Consider the following 18,814-nt stretch of genomic DNA (forward strand, 5'->3'; position numbering starts at 1 on the left):
CCGATCGAGGGCCCGGTCACGCATCCGCGTGGCCGGGCCCTCGTGGTTTCCCGGGTTCTTGTGGGCTTTCGAGCCCCCGGAGCGAACAGGCTCGTGTGGGTCGCCGTGCCCTCGGGCTGGCCGGTCCCCTGGGGCTCGCCGGGATTTTCCTGGGCCGTGCCGTACCTGGGGGTCGGGGTGCGCCGCGCAGCGGGTAGCCTGGGAAGGATGAGCACGCAGACAGCACCCGACGCCCCCACCGCACTGGAAATCCTGCAGCGGGTCTTCGGGTATGAGTCCTTCCGGGGCGACCAGGCGGCGATTGTCGAGACCGTGCGCGCGGGCGGCAACGCGGTGGTGCTGATGCCCACCGGTGGCGGAAAGAGCCTCTGCTATCAGGTGCCGGCGCTGCTGCGCGAGGGCACCGCGATCGTGGTGTCCCCGCTGATCGCGCTGATGCAGGACCAGGTGGATGCGCTGCTCTCGGTGGGGGTGCGCGCAGCCTTCCTCAACTCCACCCAGGACTTCGAGGAGCGTGAGCGGGTCGAAAACGCCTATCTCACCGGCCAGCTCGATCTGCTGTATGTCGCACCCGAGCGGCTGAGCTCGGCGCAGACCAAGCGGTTCTTGGCCAACGGCAATGTCTCGCTGTTTGCGATCGATGAGGCCCACTGTGTGTCGCAGTGGGGCCACGATTTCCGCCCCGACTATCTGGCGCTGGGTGAGCTGGCCGAGCTGTGGCCGGACGTTCCTCGAATCGCGCTGACGGCCACCGCGACCGAGGCCACCCATCGCGAGATTCGTCAGCGCCTGCACCTCGAGGACGCCGCCGACTTCGTCTCCAGCTTTGACCGTCCCAACATCCAATACCGGATCGTGAATAAGGCCGAGCCGCGCAAGCAGCTGCTCGAGTTCATCCGTTCCGAGGGCGAGGGTCAGGTGGGCATCGTCTACGCGCTCAGCCGCAAAACGGTCGAGGCCACCGCCGAGTTCCTGCGGGCCAACGGAATCAACGCGCTGCCGTATCACGCGGGGCTGCCCGCCGAGGTGCGGGCGCACACCCAGGCACGCTTCCTGCGCGAGGACGGCATGGTGATCGTGGCGACCATCGCGTTCGGGATGGGCATCGATAAGCCCGATGTCCGCTTTGTCGCCCACATCGACCTCCCCAAGAGCATCGAGGGCTACTACCAGGAGACCGGACGCGCGGGTCGCGACGGCGAGCCCAGCGTGGCCTGGCTCACCTACGGTCTGCAGGACGTGGTGCAGCAGCGCCGGATGATCGACGAGTCCCCCGGGGATGCGGCGCACCGCCGTCGCCTGGGCCAGCACCTCGACGCGATGCTCGCGCTGTGCGAGACCGTCGAGTGCCGCCGAGTCAACCTGCTGGCCTACTTCGGCGAGCGCGGCACCGCCTGTGGCAACTGCGATGTGTGCCTGAACCCGCCGCAGGTGTGGGACGGCACCGTGCCCGCCCAGAAGCTGCTGAGCACGATCGTGCGGTTGCAGCGCGAGCGCAACCAGTCCTTCGGTGCCGGCCAGCTGATCGATATCCTGCGGGGCAAGACCACCCCGCGCACCCAGCAGTGGAGCCACGAAACCCTGGCCACCTGGGGCATCGGCAACGACCTGTCCGAGCCGCAGTGGCGCGGGGTGATCCGCCAGCTGCTGGCCCGTGGTCTGCTGATCACCCAGGGCGAATATGGGACCCTCGCGCTCTCGCAGACCAGCGCCGCGGTGTTGCAGGGGGCGCAAACCGTGCCGCTGCGCACCGAGATGGCGCGGATTCCGCGCGGGAGTTCCTCGGCCAAGCGCAGCGCGCTGGCGGATCTGGCCCCGCGCGAGCTCGAGCTGTTTGAGGAGCTGCGCGCCTGGCGGGCCTCCGAGGCTCAGGAGCAGGGCGTGCCCGCGTACATCATCTTCGGGGATGCCACCCTGCGCGAGGTGGCGCAGTCGCGTCCGCTGGATGAGTCCAGGCTCGCGGGCATCACCGGGATCGGGCAGAAGAAGCTCGAGCGCTACGGCGAGGAGCTGGTTGACGTGGTGCGGACGTTCCTGGGGCGCTAGCCGTACCTATCCCACCACAATAGGGGCGGGCCTTAGTGGAAGTCCTACAGGTTTTCCCGGTGCCCGGGCCGGGCATTTGTGCTCCGCACACGTGATGCTTCCGTTGCGTGGATTGTCCTCCTAGCGTGGGAGGACGATCCACGATTTTGGAAAGGCACGGCCAGCGATGTCCAACACCTCACCCAACGCCTCCGGCAATGGCGCCACCTTCAACCACGAGATCCTGCATCGGGCGCTCCTGGGCCGTTGGCCCGAGGCTCGGCTGCACTCGCGCGAACTTGCGGCCAAACCCGAGATGCAGCGCGATCCGCTGCTCGGGATGGACGAGCACCGCGAGCGCGTGCTCGACCAGCTGAAGCTGCTGGTGAACGACGGCCAGGTTCACGCGGCCTTCCCCAAATCGGTGGGTGGGCGCGAGGACCATGGCGGCAATATCGCCGGGTTTGAGGAGCTGGTGGCGGCGGATCCCTCGCTGCAGATCAAGGCCGGCGTGCAGTGGGGCCTGTTTGGGTCCGCGGTGATGCACCTGGGTACCGCCGAGCACCACAAGCGTTGGCTGCCGGGCATCATGAGCCTGGAGATCCCCGGGGTCTTTGCGATGACCGAGACCGGACACGGATCGGACGTGGCCTCGATCGGCACCACCGCGACCTTCGACGGCGACACCGACGAGTTTGTGATCAACACCCCGTTCCGCGGGGCCTGGAAGGACTACCTCGGCAATGCGGCCATCCACGGCCGCGCCGGGGTGCTGTTTGCCCAGCTGATCACCGGCGGCGTGAACCACGGCGTGCACGCCTTCTTTATCGAGCTGCGTGATGAGCACGGGAACTTCCTGCCCGGCGTCGGCGGCGAGGATGACGGCCTCAAGGGCGGGCTCAACGGCATCGATAACGGTCGCCTGCACTTCACCGATGTGCGCATCCCGCGCACCAACCTGCTCAACCGCTACGGCGACGTGGCCGCCGACGGCAGCTACACCTCGCCGATCGAGAGCCCGGGTCGTCGCTTCTTCACGATGCTGGGGACCCTGGTTCAGGGGCGGGTGTCGCTGGATGGTGCGGCCACCGTCGCCAGCGCCATCGGCCTGCAGATCGCGCTTACCTACGCCAACCAGCGCCGCCAGTTCAACGCGGCCTCCGAGTATGACGAGCAGGTGCTGCTCGACTATCAGCGCCACCAGCGCCGGCTGATCCCCAAGCTCGCCCAGACCTTCGCCCAAAACTTCGCCCACGATGAGCTGCTCACCAAGTTTGATGCGGTGTTTAGCGGGGCCGAGGACACCGATGAGGACCGCCAGGATCTGGAGACCCTGGCCGCCGCCCTCAAGTCGCTGTCCACCTGGAACGCGCTCGAGGTGCTGCAGGAGGCGCGCGAGGCCTGCGGCGGCGCGGGCTTCCTGGCCGAAAACCGCCTGGTCGGGCTGCGCGCCGACCTCGATGTCTACGTGACCTTCGAGGGCGATAACACCGTGCTGCTGCAGCTCGTGGGCAAGCGCCTGCTGGGCGACTACGCGCGTCGGTTCAAGGGTGCCAGCGGCGGAGACCTCGCCCGCTTCGCGGTGGGCCAGGCCACCGACCGCGCCTTCCACGGATCGGGGCTGCGCCGGCTCACCCAGAACGTCGCCGACCTCGGTCAGGTGGCGCGTTCGGTGGGGCATGTGCGGGACGCCGATGAGCAGCGCGACCTGCTGACCGGCCGCGTGGAAACCATGATCGGGGAGATCGCCGGACGCCTGCGCCCGGCCGGCAAGCTCGGTGCCACCGAGGCTGCCGCGCTGTTCAACTCGCAGCAGAACGAGCTGATCGAGGCCGCCCGAGCCCACGCCGAGCTGCTCCAGTGGGAAGCCTTTACCCGGGCCGTCGATAAGATCACCGACCGGGATACCCAGTCCGTGCTGACCTGGCTGCGCGACCTCTTTGGGCTCAGCCTGATCGAGAAGCACGCGGCCTGGTACCTGATCAATGGTCGCCTCTCGCCGGCGCGGGCCCAGGCCGTGAGCGCCTATATCGATCGCCTGGTCGAGCGTCTGCGTCCGCAGGCTCAGGGTCTGGTGGAGGCCTTCGGTTACGGCCCCGAGCACCTGCGCGCGAAGATCGCCACCGGTGCCGAGGAGGAGCGTCAGGAGGAGGCTCGTCAGTACTACCGCACCCAGCGCGCGAGCGGTGAGGCCCCGATCGACGAGAAGAAGCTGAAGAAGAAGGCGGCGCGCGCCTAGGGACTGCCCCGAGAGTGCCGCGTGTGGGGGTCATCCGATCGGATGATCCCCACACGTCTGTTTTGGCCCGTGGGGTGGATGCCAGCACGGGTGTGCTGAAAATAGGGTGGGAACATGATCAACGCAACCAATCTCACCAAACAGTACGGGGCCAAGACCGCCGTCAACGGGGTGACCTTTTCGGTAAAGCCGGGAATGGTGACCGGGTTCCTCGGTCCCAACGGCGCCGGCAAGTCCACCACGATGCGCATGATCGTGGGCCTCGACAAGCCCACCGCGGGCAGCGTCACCGTCAACGGCAAGCGCTACCGCGATCTGTCCGCTCCGCTGCAGGAGGTGGGTGTGCTGCTGGATGCCAAGGCCGTGCACACCGGCCGCAGCGCCTTTAACCACCTGCGTGCCCTGGCCGCGACCCACGGAATCCCGGTCCGCCGCGTGCACGAGGTTATCGAACTCACCGGCCTCGGCGCCGTCGCCCACAAGCGGGTGGGTGGGTTCTCCCTCGGTATGGGCCAGCGCCTGGGCATCGCCGCCGCGCTGCTCGGCGACCCGCAGACCCTGATCCTCGACGAGCCGGTGAACGGTCTCGACCCCGAGGGTGTGCGCTGGGTGCGCCAGCTGACCCGCTCGCTCGCCGCTCAGGGCCGCACGGTCCTGCTCTCCAGCCACCTGATGAGCGAGATGGCGCAGACCGCCGATCACATCATCGTGCTGGGCAAGGGCCGCCTGATCGCCGATGCCCCGGTGCAGGACTTCATCGCCGGTTCCTCCCATGAAACCGTGCGCGTCACCAGCCCGCGGGCAAACGAGCTGGCCCAGGCCCTACTCAATGCGGCCGGTCCCGGCTCGCGCGCCCGGATCGATCCGCTCGGCGTCAATCAGCTGCAGATCTCGGGATACACCGCCGCCGGGGTGGGCGATGCCGCCGCCGAGCTGGGCATTCCGCTGCACGAGCTCACCCCCGTTCGCGCCTCGCTCGAAGAGGCCTATATGGAACTCACCGAAAACGACGTGGAATACCGCACCGGCGGTACCCTCGAGGAGACGAAACGATGACCGCAACCGCTACCATCCAGGCCCCGCCCCGCGCGAGCTACCGGCTGAGCTTCGGCGGACTGCTGAACTCCGAGTGGATTAAGCTGCGCACGCTGCGTTCGACCCTGTGGTCGTTTGCGATCATGATTCTGCTGAGCGGTGGCCTGGGGTTGCTCATGGCCACCTCCATCGATACCGCCGGCACCGGCGATTTTGCGATGACCCCGATTAGCGTCGTGCAGGCGGCCACCTCCGGCAGCGTGATGATCGGCCAGCTGATCGCCGCGGTACTCGGCGCGCTGATCATCACCGGCGAGTACTCCACCGGCATGATCCGGACCACGCTGACCGCGGCCCCCAAGCGCCTGGGCGCGTTCATCGCCAAGGCCGTGGTGCTGTTTATCAGCACCGGGATCATCGCCCTGGTTTCGGCCGCCGCATCCTACCTCGCCGTCGCGCTGATCCTGATGGGTCGCGGCCAGAACGCCTCGCTCTTCGACGGTGACGTGCTGCCCCACGTGCTGGGTGGCGCCCTCTACGTGGCCTGCGTGGCCCTGTTCGCGCTGGGCCTGGGTACCCTGATCCGCAGCGGTGCCGGCGCGATTGCCGGCTCCCTGGGTGTCATCCTGGTACTCCCGCTGGTACTGGGGCTGATCCCGGTCGAGTGGATCAACAACCTGAACCCGTACCTGATCGGTTCCGCCGGTCAGCGCCTGGCCGGTGCACCGATGGGAGACGACTGGACCTTCGCCACCAGCGCGCTGCTGCTGGCCGGATGGACCCTGGTGTCCCTGATCCTCGGTGTGTTCTCGCTGCTCAAGCGCGACGCCTAACCCACACCCCGGCGAAACTTCGGCGGGGACAACCCCGGGACGATTCATCGTCCCGGGGTTTTGTGTGTCGGGCGGGGATGAACCCGGGGGCCCGGGTGCGCTATCGTGGCGTGCAAGGACAAGGAGTTCACGCGTGACATTCAACCCCAACTCGGATATTGGCGGCACCAACGTCAAGCGCGCCGGTCGCGGTCGCACCACGGGCCTGGCCCTGGGTGGCGGCGGTCTGGGGGTGATCGCGATCTTCCTGATCGCCCAGTTCACCGGCGTGGACCTGTCGGGATTCCTGGGTGGCACCGAGGTACAGCAGCCCGGCGCGATCGTGGGGCAGAGCCTCGAGGGGTGCAAGACCGGGCAGGACGCCAACAACAGCGTGGACTGCCGGATGGCCGGGGCCGCGGCCTCGCTGGATCCGTATTGGACCGGGGCCTTCACCACGCTGGGGGCTCGGGCGAGCTACCACACCCCCGAGTTCACGTTGTTCTCCGGGTCCACCTCGACCGGATGCGGCGCGGCCACCAGCGCCACCGGGCCCTTCTACTGCCCCGGGGACGAGACCATCTACATCGACACCGCGTTCTTCGATCAGCTGAGCTCGCAGTTCGGTGCGCACGGCGGACCGCTGGCCGAGCTGTACATCGTGGCGCACGAGTGGGGTCACCACATCCAGAACCTTGAGGGAACCTTCGACACCGTGGACCGGACCCAGACCGGTCCGACCTCGGGCACCGTGCGGATCGAGCTGCAGGCCGACTGCTACGCCGGATCCTGGGTGGGCTCGGCCGCCAACGTGCGCGATCGCGGCGGCAACCGGCTGATCGAACCGCCGACCGACGCGCAGATTCGCGATGCCCTCGATGCGGCGGCCGCGGTGGGCGACGACCGGATTCAAGAGCTCGGGGGTGGATCGGTCCACCCCGAGGCCTGGACCCACGGGTCCAGCGATCAGCGGCAGCGCTGGTTCCTCGAGGGCTACCGCGGCGGCGCCACCGCCTGCAACACGTTTGATACCAAGCGCCTCTAACCGGGCCGTTCCGGTCCCTTCGGCGGGATTTAACATTCCGCCTAATATGCTGGGGGAATGACCGAACTGTCCTGGGGACACCGCCATCCTTTCCTGCGTGTGATCGCCATCATTCTGGCGATCATTGTGGGACTGGCCACGCTCACCTGGACGGCGTTTCGGGTGAGCCCGTGGCCCTCGGCTCTCGTGGTGCGCTCGATGTTTGACCGCGGCGGCGAGGAGATGAACGCGGCGCTAAACCAGCGGGCGGATGCGCTGCCGGTGCAGGTGACCTCGGACGTGAATTACGGGGATGAGCGCGATACCGTGATGGATATCTACCGTCCCCGGAGCGCCGGTTCCACGCCGCTGCCCACGATCGTGTGGGTGCACGGGGGCGGCTGGATTTCGGGGGACAAGGGGCAGATCACCAACTACCTGAAGATTCTCGCCGCCGAGGGGTTCACCGTGGTGGGGATCAACTATTCGATTGCCCCCGGGGCCACCTATCCCACCCCGGTGGTGCAGACCATGTCGGCGCTGGGGTTCCTGTTGCACGATGCCAGGGAATTCGGGATCGATCCCACCAACCTGGTGCTGGCGGGGGACTCGGCCGGCTCGCAGATCGCCGCGCAGGCCGCGACGATCATCACCAACCCCGAGTATGCGCGCGAGGTATCGATCGAGGCCTCGATCCCCGCATCCTCGCTGCGCGGGATGGTGCTGGCCTGCGGGGCCTACGACCTCTCGCTGGCTAACGTCGAGGGTCCGTTCGGCGACTTCCTGAAGACCGTGCTGTGGTCCTACACCGGCACCCGCGACTACGCCTCGGATCCGCGTACCCGCACGGCCTCGGTCCTCAACTACGTGGATAAGAACTTCCCGCCGAGCTTCCTGACCGCGGGCAACGCGGACTCCCTGGCCCCGCAGTCCGAGGCGATGGCCGACCGGCTGGCGGGACTCGGGGTCGAGGTGGACACGCTGTTCTACCCGAAGGATCACGAGCCCGCGCTTCAGCACGAGTATCAGTTTGATCTGAGTAACGCCGACGGGGAGCACGCCCTCGAACGGATTGTGGCGTTTGTGCGCGAGCAGACAGGTCCGCGTTCGTGAGCGGTGCGATGACGCGCGGCCTGAGCGTCGCGCCGGTTCGGGCGGTGTCGCCGCTGCTGGGGGTGAGCCTCGGGCGGATCGGGGCGGTGCTGGCGGTCCTCGCGCTGATCGCGATCTGGGTGATCCGGCTGCGCCATGCGGCGCCCGCCTATGTGAGTGAGCTGGGCGCCGATGGGGCCCCCGATGCCGGGTGGTTTGCGCTGGCCCTCGGGACGGTTGCGGCCGCCGGGGTGCTGCTGGGCACCGCGGAGCTGCTGCGTATGCCGGTGGGTCCGGGCCCGGATGCCCTGCGCGCCGCGCTCTCGGGCGAGAGTCGGGGAGCCGTGCGCGCCGCGCTGCTGGGTGGTTTCTGTCTCATTCTGGCGGGCATCGGTTTCCTGGTTGCCACCGTGTATCCGTGCACGGCCCGCTGCCCGGTGCCCGGCGATCCGCTGCATACGATGCGCGATACCGTCCACATCAGCGCGGCGATCGCCGGCTTTGCCCTGGTGGCCATCGCGATGCTCGCGCAGGCGTTCGCCGGAGCCGAGCGCCGAAGCCGACTGATCGCCTGGGCTGCGGCGATCGGCGTGGCGGTGATCGCCGGGGTGGGCGGCCTGCTGGCGCTGGCCCACGTGGCGACCGCGCTGGGCGCGTGGTGCGAGCTGGTGGCGACCTCGATCGCGATCCTCTGGTGCGCGACCCGCGGGGTGGCGCGCGCGAGGGATTAGCGCACGAGCTGCTGGGTGATGATCAGCGATCCGTACCAGAAGACCTGGAGGACGCAGAGGTAGAGTCCGATCAGGCCGAGCACGCGGGCGGCCCGGTGTCGGGCGATCGCCAGGATGCTCATCACCAGGCTGATCACCAGGCATCCCAGCAGGATGAAGTTCACCGGCGGCAGGATAAAGAGCACGGGGACCCAGAAGGTGCCCTCGAGCCCGTCGGAGTAGAACATCGCCAGCGTGAACACGGGCAGCACCATTCCGGTGAGGATCGAGATGATGCCAAAGAAGATCCCGAGTCTCGACTGTTTCACGTGGTGCCTTTCCGGTACTCCGGGCGGATCCCGGGAGCATGATTGTGATGCAGCCTCCAGACTAGTACGCCCGCTGTTTGGTAATCGCTGTGAAGAGTGAGATCAATCCCTGAGAGGGATGCGGATCACTCCCGGGGCTGAGGGCGGCATCCCGCGGCGATTTCATGCCGCGTAACCCCCCTGTGTGGTGGCGCCGATTCGCCGCGCCCGGTCCACCCGGAGTTACACACATGTAATTACACACAGGTTGTGGATAACTCTGTGAGTAATGTGGGGGAAACTCACAACCCGGGGTGGAAAACGCCGTGGTTAACGGGGAGAAGCTGTGGACAACCCTGGGGAAAGTCCCCCGGCCGGGTGACGCGCCCGGGCGTGCACACGCGGCGATGGTGGGGAAAACCGTCGGCGTCGGGTAGTGCGGCGTGGGCTAGGCCGGGTTGATCAGCGCGAGCACACTCATCGACACCACCAGCGCGTTCACCACAACCAGGATGATCGGACCGGCGGTCGGGCCCTGCTTGGCTATGCGGCGCAGCCCGATGAACATTCCCAGGGCACCCAGGACCAGGGCGGCGGGGAGGGCGAGCGGTGCGAGCAGGATGACATAGACGATCACAAGCACCGGCAGCAGCACCCAGAGCAGCGTGCCCCACCAGGTGGGCCGCGGCTGTTCGGAAACGGGCTGGTCGCTCGGGGTGCTCATCGGGATCCTTCGGTTGTGGGGTGGTTCTTCCGAGCCTAGCGCGCCGTGTCACCGAAACAACGGGCCCTCGGGGTTAGACCGTGTGCTGGGTAAATTCCTCGCGCGTGGTTCCCGGCCCAAAGGACCAGAAAATACGCGTGGTGTCCCCGGGTTTCAGCGGGTCAAAGAGGACGGTCACCGTGGACCCTACCGCCGGAATCAGGGCGCGCTCGAGGCGTACGGTGGGCTGGATCCAGCGTCGGGTTCCCGCGGAATCGGTGAACTGAATGGTGAGGCGCCCGAGGACCCGGGCCGCATCGGGGGAGGCCGTGGGGGCGGAGGTGATCAGACCCGGGGTGCGACGTCCGCCGGTGAGGAGGCCATCGAGGATCATGGTCCGGCGGCGACGCCGGGCGCGCGACACCACCCCGATGATCAGGCTGATCACGCACAGGGTGGTGATGATGCCGGGCCACCACCAGCGTCCGGCGTACATGATCCACGCCCACACGCCCCAGGGCTCGTTCTGGCCAAATGCCGGATCCACCGTCGTACCGATCCGATCGGGCCGCACAAACAGTGAGGCCGCATACCAGGCGGCGATGCTCCAACCGATCAGTGCGATGGTCAGCGTGCCCAGAACCGGGGTAAACAGGGTCCCGGTAAAGCGGGTGCCCCAGATCCGATGCAGGGCAAAGGAGAGGAGGGAGCCGATAAACCCGATCGGGAGGAGCCAGAAGAAGTGCGCCCCCAGGGGGCCGTCCGGGGTATCCGAGAAGATGCTGTTCAGTGTGGCGGCGCGCAGCAGATCGAAGAGGCCGCTGAAGGCATAGGCGAGCGTGGCGCCGGATGCCAGCAGGAGAATACCCCAGAGCGTGGTGAGGAAGGCGGCGCGGCCGCTTCCGCGATATTCGCGCAGGCGGGTGTGGGCGGCGGCCAGCGGATCGGTGGTGCTCATGCCGGTAGCCTAGCGGCGGGGCACGAGCTCGGCTAGCAGGCTGAGGCCGATGATCCCCAGGCCGATCCATCCCGGCGGGCCGATGTGTTCGCCGACGATCAGGACCGCGAGGACCGCGGCGATCGCCGGTTCGGAGAGCGTGAGCATCGTCGCCGTGCTCGCCGGGATGCGGGCGAGCCCAAACCCGAAGAGTAGATACCCCAGAAACATCGGGATCAGTGCCATATATGCGGTCACCGCGAGCGGGGCCGGACCGGAGAGGATCGGGGCACCGGTGGCAAGCAGGACCGGAATCAACAGCAGCGCCCCGCACCCAAACACCGCGCCCATCGAGGCCGAGCGCCCGATGCCGTGCCGCATCATTCGCCGCACGGCATATGAGTAGGCCGCATAGGTGGCCCCGGCGATCAGTCCGAGGATCACCCCGAGGGGAATGTTGGGGCCCGCGGGCGGGGCAGCGGGACCCTGCGGCAGACACAGCAGAATGCTGCCGATGATGCCCAGGGCTGCGGCCACAAACCAGCGGCCGCGCAGGCGGGTGCGATCCAGAACCGCTTCCAGCACGGCGGCGAGTAGCGGGGCCGAGGCCAGCGAGATGACCGTGCCCAGCGCCACGCCACCCAGGCGCATCGACCCGTAGAAGGCCAGCGGATAGATCGCGACCGAGATCGCCCCGAGCACAAGCATGCCGCGCCGGGCGGCGAGGGTGCGGCGCGAGCGGCGCAGGGCGGGGAGGGCGATCAGGGCCTGGAGGAGGCCGCCGATTCCCATCGCCGCCGAGCCGATTGCCAGCGCGCCCACCTGGGAAACCAGGCTGGCCGCGGTGCCGGTGGTACCCCAGAGCAGCGCGGCGGTCAGGACCGCGAGGACGCCGGTGGTGTGACGGCTCACGCGCGGGTCAGGAGCCGCGCGGCGAGTGCGCGCGCGGTGTGCAGTTGGTCCGAGGTGCCGTCGAGCCCCGCCCGAGCCATCGATCCCTCGAGTAGAAACGAGAGGTGGGTGGCCAGCGTTTCGGCCCGTTCGGCCGCGATGGGCGGTGACGAGGTGCCGGCGGGTGACGTCCCTGCGTTTTCGGCCGCGACGAGCCGGTCCAGTTCGCGCCGCAGGATCCGCTCCACCTCCTCCTTATGCCGCCGCACGGCCAGGCGACCCGGATCGCCGGCGGGGAGCTCGGCGGCCGCGTTCAGCAGGCCGCAGCCGCGGAACGCGTGATCATAGGCGTCCTCCGCGTGGTCGATATAGGCATCAAACACCGCCAGGATCCGAGCCCGCGGAGTCTCGGCCTCGCGGAGGCGGACGTCGTAGAGGTGAAGCCACTCCTCGTGACGGCGCTCGATATAGGCCTCAACCAGGGCTGATTTGGACGCAAAGTTGTTGTACAGGCTCATCTTCGCGACCCCGGCGGTGGCGGTGATCGTGTCGATCCCGGTGGCGGCGATCCCGTCCGCATAAAAGTGACGGGCGGCGGCGTCGAGAAGGCGTTCGCGGGCGGCGCCGCGGCGGGCGCCGATATTTCGGCCCTGTGATTCCATGCCCCCAGTATTTCTTAAATAGACTCGGCTACCTAATTAATGAGTTCGGGTCTGCGTCGGCGGACCTTCAGCGCGCTGAGGACCACCGAGGCCAGGGCCGCGAAGACGGCGATCCACAGCACCCCCGCCGCCGCATCCGCCTGCTTGGCCAGCGAGGCCGCCTCGGCCCCGAACAGGGCGAAGGCCATGCTGACGGCCCCGGAGCCAGCCGACTGCCCGATGGTCCGGTTGGTATTGAGCACCGCCGAGGCCGAGGAGGAGAGTTCAAGCGGTGCCGAGGAGAGCATGTCGCGGTTGTTGGGGCTCTGGAAGGTGCCGAAGCCGAGACCGCAGATCGCGGTGGCGATCAGGATCGGCAGGATCGAGGGGTGGGGGCCGGCAATCGCCAGCATCAGCAGTCCGACGGTGTAGATGCCGAGGCCCACCAGGGCGAGCACGGCGGGACGGATCCGGTCGGCCAGGCGACCGGAGATCGGCGCGACCAGGATGATGACCGCGGGCCACGGGGTAAACAGCAGGGCCGATTGCAGCGGGGTCGCACCAAACTCGCTCTGGAAGAGGAAGGGGAGCGCCACGAAGGCGATGCCCTGGGCGAAGAAGGAGGTCCAGGCGGTGAGCACGGCGATCGAGAAGACCCCGTTCCAGATCCGCGGCGGGATGATCGGACGCGCGGCAACCCGCTCATGCCGAATAAACCACAGGGTGAAGGCGGCACCGATGGCCAGCAGGATGCCCGGCACCCAGATCGTGCCGAGATCCACCAGCTGGTTGACACCCAGCAGGAAGGCGGCGATGGCCAGCGCGATCAGCACGGATCCGCGGGCGTCAAAGTTCCCGCGCTGCGCCCGGGTCTTCGGCAGGAAGAGCGCGCCGAGCACAATCGAGATGAGGCCGATGGGCACGTTGATCAGGAACAGCCAGGGCCAGTCGAGACCGGAGAGGATCAGGCCGCCGAGGGTGGGGCCGGCGGCGGTGCCGATGGCGACCACCATCGCGTTGATGCCCATCACGCTGCCGATGCGCTGCGGCGGGTAGAGGTAGCGGAACATGGGAATCACGGCGGCGATGATCATGGCCGACCCGATGCCCTGAACCACCCGGAAGGCGATCAGCCAGCCCAGGCTCGGGGCGAGTGCGCAGGCCAGCGAGGCCAGGGTGAACAGCGGGGCACCGGCGAGGAACAGGGTGCGCTGGCCGATCTGGTCGCCGAGGGCGCTGGTCATCGGCACCATACAGGCCACCGCCAGCAGGAATGCGGTGGTCACCCAGACGGTGTCCGAGGGGCCCGCGTGCAGCGAGCGGGAGAGGGCGGGGAGGGCGACGTTGACGATCGAGGCGTCGATGGTCGCGGTGAGCTGGCAGAGCAGGAGCGCGATCATCGCCAGGAGGCGGCGCAGCGGGGTGATTTCGTGAGGCATAGTCGATTCGCGCGAGATGTTTAGGATTGCTAACGATATGGGCGTAACGTCCGACACACATCGTATATCGCCCCCGCCGTGGATCTCATGTACGTTGATCTAGTGATTGACCCCGTACACCTTCCCCTCGGTATTACGCTGCGTGATCTGCGCGAGGGTGATGAGACGGCGCTTGTTGCCGCCTATGAACGTAACCGTGAGCACCTGGCGCCGTGGGACCCGGCGCGTCCCGAGGACTACTACACCGAGCGCTGGCAGGCCGAGGACGTTCGCCGGCAGATTGCCACCCGCGACGCCGGTTCCACGTATCCGGTGGTGCTCACCCACGACGGGGAGATTGTGGGGCGCTCTGCCCTCACCGCGATCATCCGGGGTCCGCTGCAGAGCGCGTTCCTGGGGTACTGGGTGGATGCCCGATTTACCGGCGGCGGGGTGGCCTCGGCGGTCGCGGCCGAGATGATCCGGCTCGCGCGCGAGGACCTCAAGCTGCACCGGCTGGAGGCCGGGGCCATGCTGCACAACACGGGATCCCGACGGGTCCTTGAACGGAACGGGTTCGAGTACATCGGGATCGCCAAGCGCTACCTGCGTATCGCCGGCGAGTGGCAGGACCACGCGCTGTATCAGCGCATCCTGGAGTAGGCCCGGGGTTCCGGGTAGGGTCGGAGCATGGTCGATGATCCCGGTATTCGAGACGCCTACGATTCTCGCGCCGCCGAATATATCGAGGTGTTGGGGAGCATCGAGTCGACGGCGGCCCCGGATCGTGAACTGATCGACTCCTGGGCGCGAGGGCTTGCGGGGCCGGTGCTGGATGTGGGGTGCGGGCCCGGCCACTGGACCGAGTTTTTGCGCACCCGCGGTGCCTCTGCGGTGGGGATCGACCCGGTGCCGGCGTTCATCTCGTATGCGCGTGCGCGGTATCCGGGTGCGCGTTTTCGGGAGGGCGCGGTACAGGATCTGCCGGCGGCGGATCGGAGTATCGGCGGCATTCTCGCCTGGTACTCCCTTATTCACCTCTCGCTCACCGAGCTGGACGGGGCGCTCGCCGAATGCGCGCGGGTGGTGGTCCCGGGTGGCGGTTTGGCGGTCGGGTTTTTCACCGGTCCCGTGGGGGCTCCCTTTGATCATGCGGTGGTCACCGCCTATGCCTGGCCAACCGCGGAGTTGGCCGCGCGGATCGAGGCGGCGGGATTTGGCGTGCTGGAGACCCATGAGCGCACCGACCCGGGGGCGCGTCCGCACGGTGCGATCCTCGCGTTGAGGCGTTGAGGCGTTGAGGCGTTGAGGCGTTGAGGCGTTGAGGCGTTGAGGCGTTGAGGCCCAGAGGCGCAGCGGCGCAACGGCGTTGAGCTGTGGGGCTTCAGAAGCGTTGGGCTTCGGCGACGTGGACTCGAAGCGGGGTGAGGTCGCGGAGGATGCCGAACTCGACGCGGGTGCCGAACCCCTCCGCAGATCTAGCGAGAGTCGCCCGATTCGGCCGTGAGCGGGAACGGCCGGGTGCTTTCGAAGCGACGTTCGGTTCCGTCGATCGGATCGCTGAAGCTCAGGGTGTGGGCGAGAAGCTGGAGCGGGGTGCTGAAGTCGTCCACGGCGACGTCCTGGGCTACCGGGTAGAGCGGGTCGCCGGCGATCGGAATCCCCAGGCTCCACAGGTGCATGCGCAGCTGATGGGTCTTGCCGGTGCGCGGGCTCAGCCGGTAGATTCCGCGGCGGGTACCGTCGGGTCCGGGGGCGATCTCGGATTCCAGCTCGACCAGCGACTCGGAGTTGGGCTCGGCCCCGGGCACAATCTCCGCGTTCATGATGCCACGCTCCTTGATGAGGTGGTTGCGCACGACGGTGGGCAAGACCAGATCCTCGCGGATCCCGGCGAGTGCCCGGTACACCTTCTGCACCTCGCCGCGCATAAACATGGTTTGGTAGGGCGCGCGCCAGCGCTGTTCGGTCGCGAGCATCAGGACTCCCGAGGTGACGCGGTCGAGGCGGTGCATGGGGGAGAGCTCGGGAAGTCCCAGCTCCTCGCGCATCCGCACCACGACGCTCTCGCGGACGTGGCGGCCGCGGGGGATCGAGGAGAGAAACGGGGGCTTGTCGATGACCACGATCCGCTCATCCCGGTGGATCACCCGGATCCTGCCCGGCACCGGGGTCTCGACCGGGAGGTCGCGGTGGAACCAGATAAACGTGTTGGACCGGTAACGGTCTTCCCCATGGACGGCCTCGCCGTTGGCATAGACAAAGCGGCCGGTGTCGAGGAACGCATCCACCTCGACGTTCTCGGGCAGGCGATAGTGCAACCACTCGCGCATGGTGGTCCACACCGGAGGGGCCGAGCGGTCGCCATCGTTGGTGCGCAGCCATGCCGCATCGAGGCCCAGACGCTGGGGGAGGGGGGAACGCGGAGGCACTAGAAGAGCATAGCGCGAGCGGGGAAGCCCGGACTTCCTGTGTGCCGGCATCCGGATCTGAGGGGCGCTCGAATTGCCCCGATAGCGCGGGGTGACCCGTGCGACCGCGCTCGGAGGCTCGACGCAGGGTTCCGAGCGCAAGGTTCTCTTTACCCTTTGCTAAGCGGCCGCTCCCTAGACTGATCGCATGAGCAACTATGTCTTCTCCACCGACCCCGCCCGCGTCGACCGGGACCGGGTGCACGCCTGGCTGCGTGATGAATCGTATTGGGCGCAGGATCGATCGCGTGAGGCGCAGGAAACGGCGATGGACGCGTCTCGAAACTATGGGATTTACGAGGAGGAGACCGGTCGCCAGGTTGCCTATGCTCGTGTGGTGACCGACGGGGCAACGTTTGGCTGGGTCTGCGACGTCTTTGTGGACTCGGATACGCGTGGGGAGGGCCTGGGCAAGATGCTGATGGCCGCCGTCATCGAAGACCTCGAACCGCTGGGTCTGCGCCGCCTCATCCTTACCACCGTGACTGCCCAGGGCCTCTACGAGCAGTACGGCTTCACCCACTTCGCCGATCCCACCCGCGTGATGGTGCGCGGCGCGGGCGACACGAGCGGAGACTAGACGCGCATGCAGGTGAGGTAAGACCGCAGTCCGGTAGTCGGTGGAGAGGACCTGGTGGAATGAGGAGTCCCAACGACCTCGGTTGATGAGGTCTGGCACATAAATAGTTCAACTGAAATAGAATTGACAGCTATAGGCTTCAGAATGGGGTGAATTATGGTCATGCGTCGGTCGCCGGCGAGAGATCGGCAGCTCGCGGATCTCGGAGAGAACATCGCGCGCTGGCGGAAGCTCCAGGGCATGAGCGCTTCGCAGCTCGCTGAGCGCGCATTCGTGACGCGTGACACGCTCCGTTCCATTGAGAACGGAGCGGGCTCTGCCCGTATGGATTCCCTTTTGGCGGTTTTGAGTGTTCTTGGTATCGCGAACACCGTCATCTCGAGTAGCGATCCGTGGGCCTCACCTGCCGGACGAGCGCTCATGGACGAGAAGATTGCGCTCACGAAATGAGACTGCTGAACGAAGTGGAGGTCTATCTCGATGAGGGTCTCGGCGAGCCGGAACTGGTGGGGATTCTTCGGGCGTCCTTTGGGGCGGGTAGGCGGCTGTCGGCTTCGTCCTTCGAATATGCTTCGTCGTACCTTCAGGATTCGCGGAGTTATGCGCTTTCGCCCGACCTACCGCTCGTACCCGGACGGCAGTATTCGGGTGCGGATACCGAATTGTTCGGGGCGTTTGACGATGTTTCGCCCGAAGACTGGGGCGCGGCACTGATTGATGCGGCCTATGCCGATGAGCGCGACCCGGAGCAGCCTCGCGCAATTGGGGCTTTCGACCACCTCGTACAGCTCAATGATGTTTCGCGGATGGGTGCGATTCGGCTCAAGCATGCTGGTGAATGGCTCACGAATGCACCGCATTCTGAGCCTCGGGTTGCGGATGCTCACCGCCTGGCCGCAGCCGCAGCTCGGTTTGAGGTCTATGAGTCCACTGCGGAGGATTTGGAACTTCTCGGTGTTGCGGGCTCAAGCCTGGGTGGGGCCCGACCGAAGGTGAATATACGGCGAGAGGACGGCTCGTTGTGGATTCTTAAGCTTCCCTCAAACAGGGATCGACGTGTGGATATCGAGGCGTGGGAGGCCGTGGCTCTCGAAATTGCAGGCGAGGCCGGATTAGACGTTCCCCCGTTCGAGCTGATCCGCGCGGAGGGCCTGGGGTCGTCGCTCCTCGTGAAGCGTTTTGATCGAGTCGATGAGCGTCGAGTGGGCTACATCTCTGCAATGTCGGCGATGTCCCTTGGACGCCAGGGGCGTGCGACCTACGCAGATTTTGCCGATACGGTTGATTCACTCACCGGGTCTCGAGATGACTTGAGGGAGCTGTTTGGACGGATCGCTCTCACCCTTCTCGTGAGAAACCTCGACGATCACTGGAAAAACCACGGGTTTGTGCGCGAAGGGGGCGGCTGGCGGCTGAGCCCACTATTTGACGTCAACCCCACGCGCGCCGGTGTGAAGGTTCAGGCGCGGCCCATCAACGACGATGATAATCCGCTGGATCGAGATATCAGCCTACTTGCCGCTGACCACAAGACCTATGGGCTCACGGCGCGGGAGGCAGCTCAGGTGTTTGCTCGTGTTGTGGACGCCGTAAAGCGGTGGCGAGAATTCGCCAGCCGTCGCGGTATCTCCGCGGCCGAAGTTGAGCACATGTCGAGCGCATTTGATGAGCGGCAGCGTGAGTGTGCCGAAGGCTTCATCGAGACACATCTAAACGCTTGATCACGCAATTTGAAGGCAACAAAACCCCGTAATCCGTGAGATCCGGGGTTTCGTTGTAGCGGGCGGGGAAAATCCAGGTTCTGCGCTATGCCTATACCAAAAGAAAGGTTGAAATGTTAAGGAAGGTGCAAGTAGACCACAACCTGTATCTAATCAATTAGCAATTTACTTTCACGAGCCTACGATAATTCTTACGGTATGGACCGC

Annotated in this window: 19 protein-coding genes; 12 read left to right on the top strand and 7 right to left on the bottom strand. The window is 66.7% G+C overall.

What is annotated here, in order from left to right; genetic code table 11:
• Nucleotides 1-207 precede the first annotated feature (207 nt).
• The 7 genes from recQ to C7C57_RS01620 all read left to right on the top strand — a co-directional run bounded on the left by recQ (nucleotide 208) and on the right by C7C57_RS01620 (nucleotide 8,958).
• Nucleotides 208-2,046 (top strand): DNA helicase RecQ, encoded by a 1,839-nt coding sequence (gene recQ, locus C7C57_RS01590; protein WP_187977347.1) that lies wholly within the window; start codon nucleotides 208-210, stop codon nucleotides 2,044-2,046.
• A 166-nt stretch (nucleotides 2,047-2,212) separates the two neighbouring features.
• Nucleotides 2,213-4,264, top strand: coding sequence for an acyl-CoA dehydrogenase (locus tag C7C57_RS01595; RefSeq protein ID WP_187977348.1), 2,052 nt, complete (start codon nucleotides 2,213-2,215; stop codon nucleotides 4,262-4,264).
• A gap of 114 nt (nucleotides 4,265-4,378) precedes the next feature.
• Nucleotides 4,379-5,320: an ABC transporter ATP-binding protein gene (locus tag C7C57_RS01600; protein ID WP_187977349.1), complete on the top strand. Its 942-nt coding sequence runs from the start codon at nucleotides 4,379-4,381 to the stop codon at nucleotides 5,318-5,320.
• Nucleotides 5,317-6,132 (top strand): ABC transporter permease subunit, encoded by an 816-nt coding sequence (locus C7C57_RS01605; protein WP_187977350.1) that lies wholly within the window; start codon nucleotides 5,317-5,319, stop codon nucleotides 6,130-6,132. The genes C7C57_RS01600 and C7C57_RS01605 overlap by 4 nt, the downstream gene beginning before the upstream one ends.
• 64 nt (nucleotides 6,133-6,196) lie before the next feature.
• A complete protein-coding gene (locus tag C7C57_RS01610; RefSeq protein ID WP_187977351.1) occupies nucleotides 6,197-7,156 on the top strand; it encodes a neutral zinc metallopeptidase in 960 nt (319 codons plus the stop codon).
• A 57-nt stretch (nucleotides 7,157-7,213) separates the two neighbouring features.
• Entirely contained in the window at nucleotides 7,214-8,248 is a 1,035-nt protein-coding gene (locus C7C57_RS01615; RefSeq protein WP_187977352.1) for an alpha/beta hydrolase, read from the top strand.
• 8 nt (nucleotides 8,249-8,256) lie between these two features.
• A complete protein-coding gene (locus tag C7C57_RS01620; protein WP_187977353.1) occupies nucleotides 8,257-8,958 on the top strand; it encodes a DUF998 domain-containing protein in 702 nt (233 codons plus the stop codon).
• Here C7C57_RS01620 and C7C57_RS01625 read toward each other — a convergent pair.
• From C7C57_RS01625 to C7C57_RS01650, 6 genes are all read right to left on the bottom strand, one after another.
• On the bottom strand, nucleotides 8,955-9,266 hold the full coding sequence (locus tag C7C57_RS01625) for a hypothetical protein (protein ID WP_030147910.1): 312 nt from the start codon (nucleotides 9,264-9,266) through the stop codon (nucleotides 8,955-8,957). The genes C7C57_RS01620 and C7C57_RS01625 overlap by 4 nt on opposite strands.
• Nucleotides 9,267-9,693: 427 nt before the next feature.
• Nucleotides 9,694-9,969, bottom strand: a complete 276-nt coding sequence (locus C7C57_RS01630; RefSeq protein WP_187977354.1) for a hypothetical protein — start codon at nucleotides 9,967-9,969, stop codon at nucleotides 9,694-9,696.
• A gap of 73 nt (nucleotides 9,970-10,042) precedes the next feature.
• Entirely contained in the window at nucleotides 10,043-10,906 is an 864-nt protein-coding gene (locus tag C7C57_RS01635; protein ID WP_187977355.1) for a hypothetical protein, read from the bottom strand.
• Nucleotides 10,907-10,915: 9 nt separating this feature from the next.
• Nucleotides 10,916-11,797 carry a DMT family transporter gene (locus C7C57_RS01640; RefSeq protein ID WP_187977356.1) on the bottom strand — a complete coding sequence of 294 codons (882 nt, stop codon included), beginning with the start codon at nucleotides 11,795-11,797 and terminating at the stop codon, nucleotides 10,916-10,918.
• Entirely contained in the window at nucleotides 11,794-12,438 is a 645-nt protein-coding gene (locus tag C7C57_RS01645; protein ID WP_187977357.1) for a TetR/AcrR family transcriptional regulator, read from the bottom strand. Before C7C57_RS01645 ends, C7C57_RS01640 begins: the two co-directional genes overlap by 4 nt.
• Before the next feature lie 32 nt (nucleotides 12,439-12,470).
• Nucleotides 12,471-13,856 carry a DHA2 family efflux MFS transporter permease subunit gene (locus C7C57_RS01650; RefSeq protein WP_030147915.1) on the bottom strand — a complete coding sequence of 462 codons (1,386 nt, stop codon included), beginning with the start codon at nucleotides 13,854-13,856 and terminating at the stop codon, nucleotides 12,471-12,473.
• A gap of 102 nt (nucleotides 13,857-13,958) precedes the next feature.
• Between C7C57_RS01650 and C7C57_RS01655 the strand changes: the two genes are divergently transcribed.
• Both C7C57_RS01655 and C7C57_RS01660 read left to right on the top strand, forming a co-directional pair.
• A complete protein-coding gene (locus tag C7C57_RS01655) occupies nucleotides 13,959-14,498 on the top strand; it encodes a GNAT family N-acetyltransferase (protein WP_255505746.1) in 540 nt (179 codons plus the stop codon).
• A gap of 27 nt (nucleotides 14,499-14,525) precedes the next feature.
• Nucleotides 14,526-15,128, top strand: a complete 603-nt coding sequence (locus C7C57_RS01660; protein WP_187977359.1) for a class I SAM-dependent methyltransferase — start codon at nucleotides 14,526-14,528, stop codon at nucleotides 15,126-15,128.
• Between the two features lie 185 nt (nucleotides 15,129-15,313).
• Here C7C57_RS01660 and C7C57_RS01665 read toward each other — a convergent pair whose 3' ends face one another.
• Nucleotides 15,314-16,267 (bottom strand): pseudouridine synthase, encoded by a 954-nt coding sequence (locus tag C7C57_RS01665; protein WP_223144775.1) that lies wholly within the window; start codon nucleotides 16,265-16,267, stop codon nucleotides 15,314-15,316.
• A 187-nt stretch (nucleotides 16,268-16,454) separates the two neighbouring features.
• Between C7C57_RS01665 and C7C57_RS01670 the strand changes: the two genes are divergently transcribed.
• The 3 genes from C7C57_RS01670 to C7C57_RS01680 all read left to right on the top strand — a co-directional run bounded on the left by C7C57_RS01670 (nucleotide 16,455) and on the right by C7C57_RS01680 (nucleotide 18,607).
• Nucleotides 16,455-16,886: a GNAT family N-acetyltransferase gene (locus tag C7C57_RS01670; protein WP_187977361.1), complete on the top strand. Its 432-nt coding sequence runs from the start codon at nucleotides 16,455-16,457 to the stop codon at nucleotides 16,884-16,886.
• Nucleotides 16,887-17,048: 162 nt separating this feature from the next.
• A complete protein-coding gene (locus C7C57_RS15955) occupies nucleotides 17,049-17,336 on the top strand; it encodes a helix-turn-helix domain-containing protein (protein WP_370581461.1) in 288 nt (95 codons plus the stop codon).
• Nucleotides 17,333-18,607, top strand: a complete 1,275-nt coding sequence (locus C7C57_RS01680) for a type II toxin-antitoxin system HipA family toxin (protein WP_187977363.1) — start codon at nucleotides 17,333-17,335, stop codon at nucleotides 18,605-18,607. The genes C7C57_RS15955 and C7C57_RS01680 overlap by 4 nt, the downstream gene beginning before the upstream one ends.
• The last annotated feature ends 207 nt before the right edge of the window (nucleotides 18,608-18,814 follow it).

The sequence above is a fragment of the Mycetocola sp. JXN-3 genome (assembly GCF_014522285.1).
In the GTDB taxonomy this organism is placed as follows: Bacteria; Actinomycetota; Actinomycetes; order Actinomycetales; family Microbacteriaceae; genus Mycetocola; species Mycetocola saprophilus.

Excerpts from the sequence above, each read along its gene's own strand:
- recQ (WP_187977347.1), top strand. The coding sequence starts at position 208 with ATGAGCACGCAGACAGCACCCGACGCCCCCACCGCACTGGAAATCCTG.
- C7C57_RS01595 (WP_187977348.1), top strand. The coding sequence starts at position 2,213 with ATGTCCAACACCTCACCCAACGCCTCCGGCAATGGCGCCACCTTCAAC.
- C7C57_RS01600 (WP_187977349.1), top strand. The coding sequence starts at position 4,379 with ATGATCAACGCAACCAATCTCACCAAACAGTACGGGGCCAAGACCGCC.
- C7C57_RS01605 (WP_187977350.1), top strand. The coding sequence starts at position 5,317 with ATGACCGCAACCGCTACCATCCAGGCCCCGCCCCGCGCGAGCTACCGG.
- C7C57_RS01615 (WP_187977352.1), top strand. The coding sequence starts at position 7,214 with ATGACCGAACTGTCCTGGGGACACCGCCATCCTTTCCTGCGTGTGATC.
- C7C57_RS01620 (WP_187977353.1), top strand. The coding sequence starts at position 8,257 with ATGACGCGCGGCCTGAGCGTCGCGCCGGTTCGGGCGGTGTCGCCGCTG.
- C7C57_RS01630 (WP_187977354.1), bottom strand. The coding sequence starts at position 9,969 with ATGAGCACCCCGAGCGACCAGCCCGTTTCCGAACAGCCGCGGCCCACC.
- C7C57_RS01635 (WP_187977355.1), bottom strand. The coding sequence starts at position 10,906 with ATGAGCACCACCGATCCGCTGGCCGCCGCCCACACCCGCCTGCGCGAA.
- C7C57_RS01645 (WP_187977357.1), bottom strand. The coding sequence starts at position 12,438 with ATGGAATCACAGGGCCGAAATATCGGCGCCCGCCGCGGCGCCGCCCGC.
- C7C57_RS01650 (WP_030147915.1), bottom strand. The coding sequence starts at position 13,856 with ATGCCTCACGAAATCACCCCGCTGCGCCGCCTCCTGGCGATGATCGCG.
- C7C57_RS01660 (WP_187977359.1), top strand. The coding sequence starts at position 14,526 with ATGGTCGATGATCCCGGTATTCGAGACGCCTACGATTCTCGCGCCGCC.
- C7C57_RS01670 (WP_187977361.1), top strand. The coding sequence starts at position 16,455 with ATGAGCAACTATGTCTTCTCCACCGACCCCGCCCGCGTCGACCGGGAC.
- C7C57_RS15955 (WP_370581461.1), top strand. The coding sequence starts at position 17,049 with ATGCGTCGGTCGCCGGCGAGAGATCGGCAGCTCGCGGATCTCGGAGAG.
- C7C57_RS01680 (WP_187977363.1), top strand. The coding sequence starts at position 17,333 with ATGAGACTGCTGAACGAAGTGGAGGTCTATCTCGATGAGGGTCTCGGC.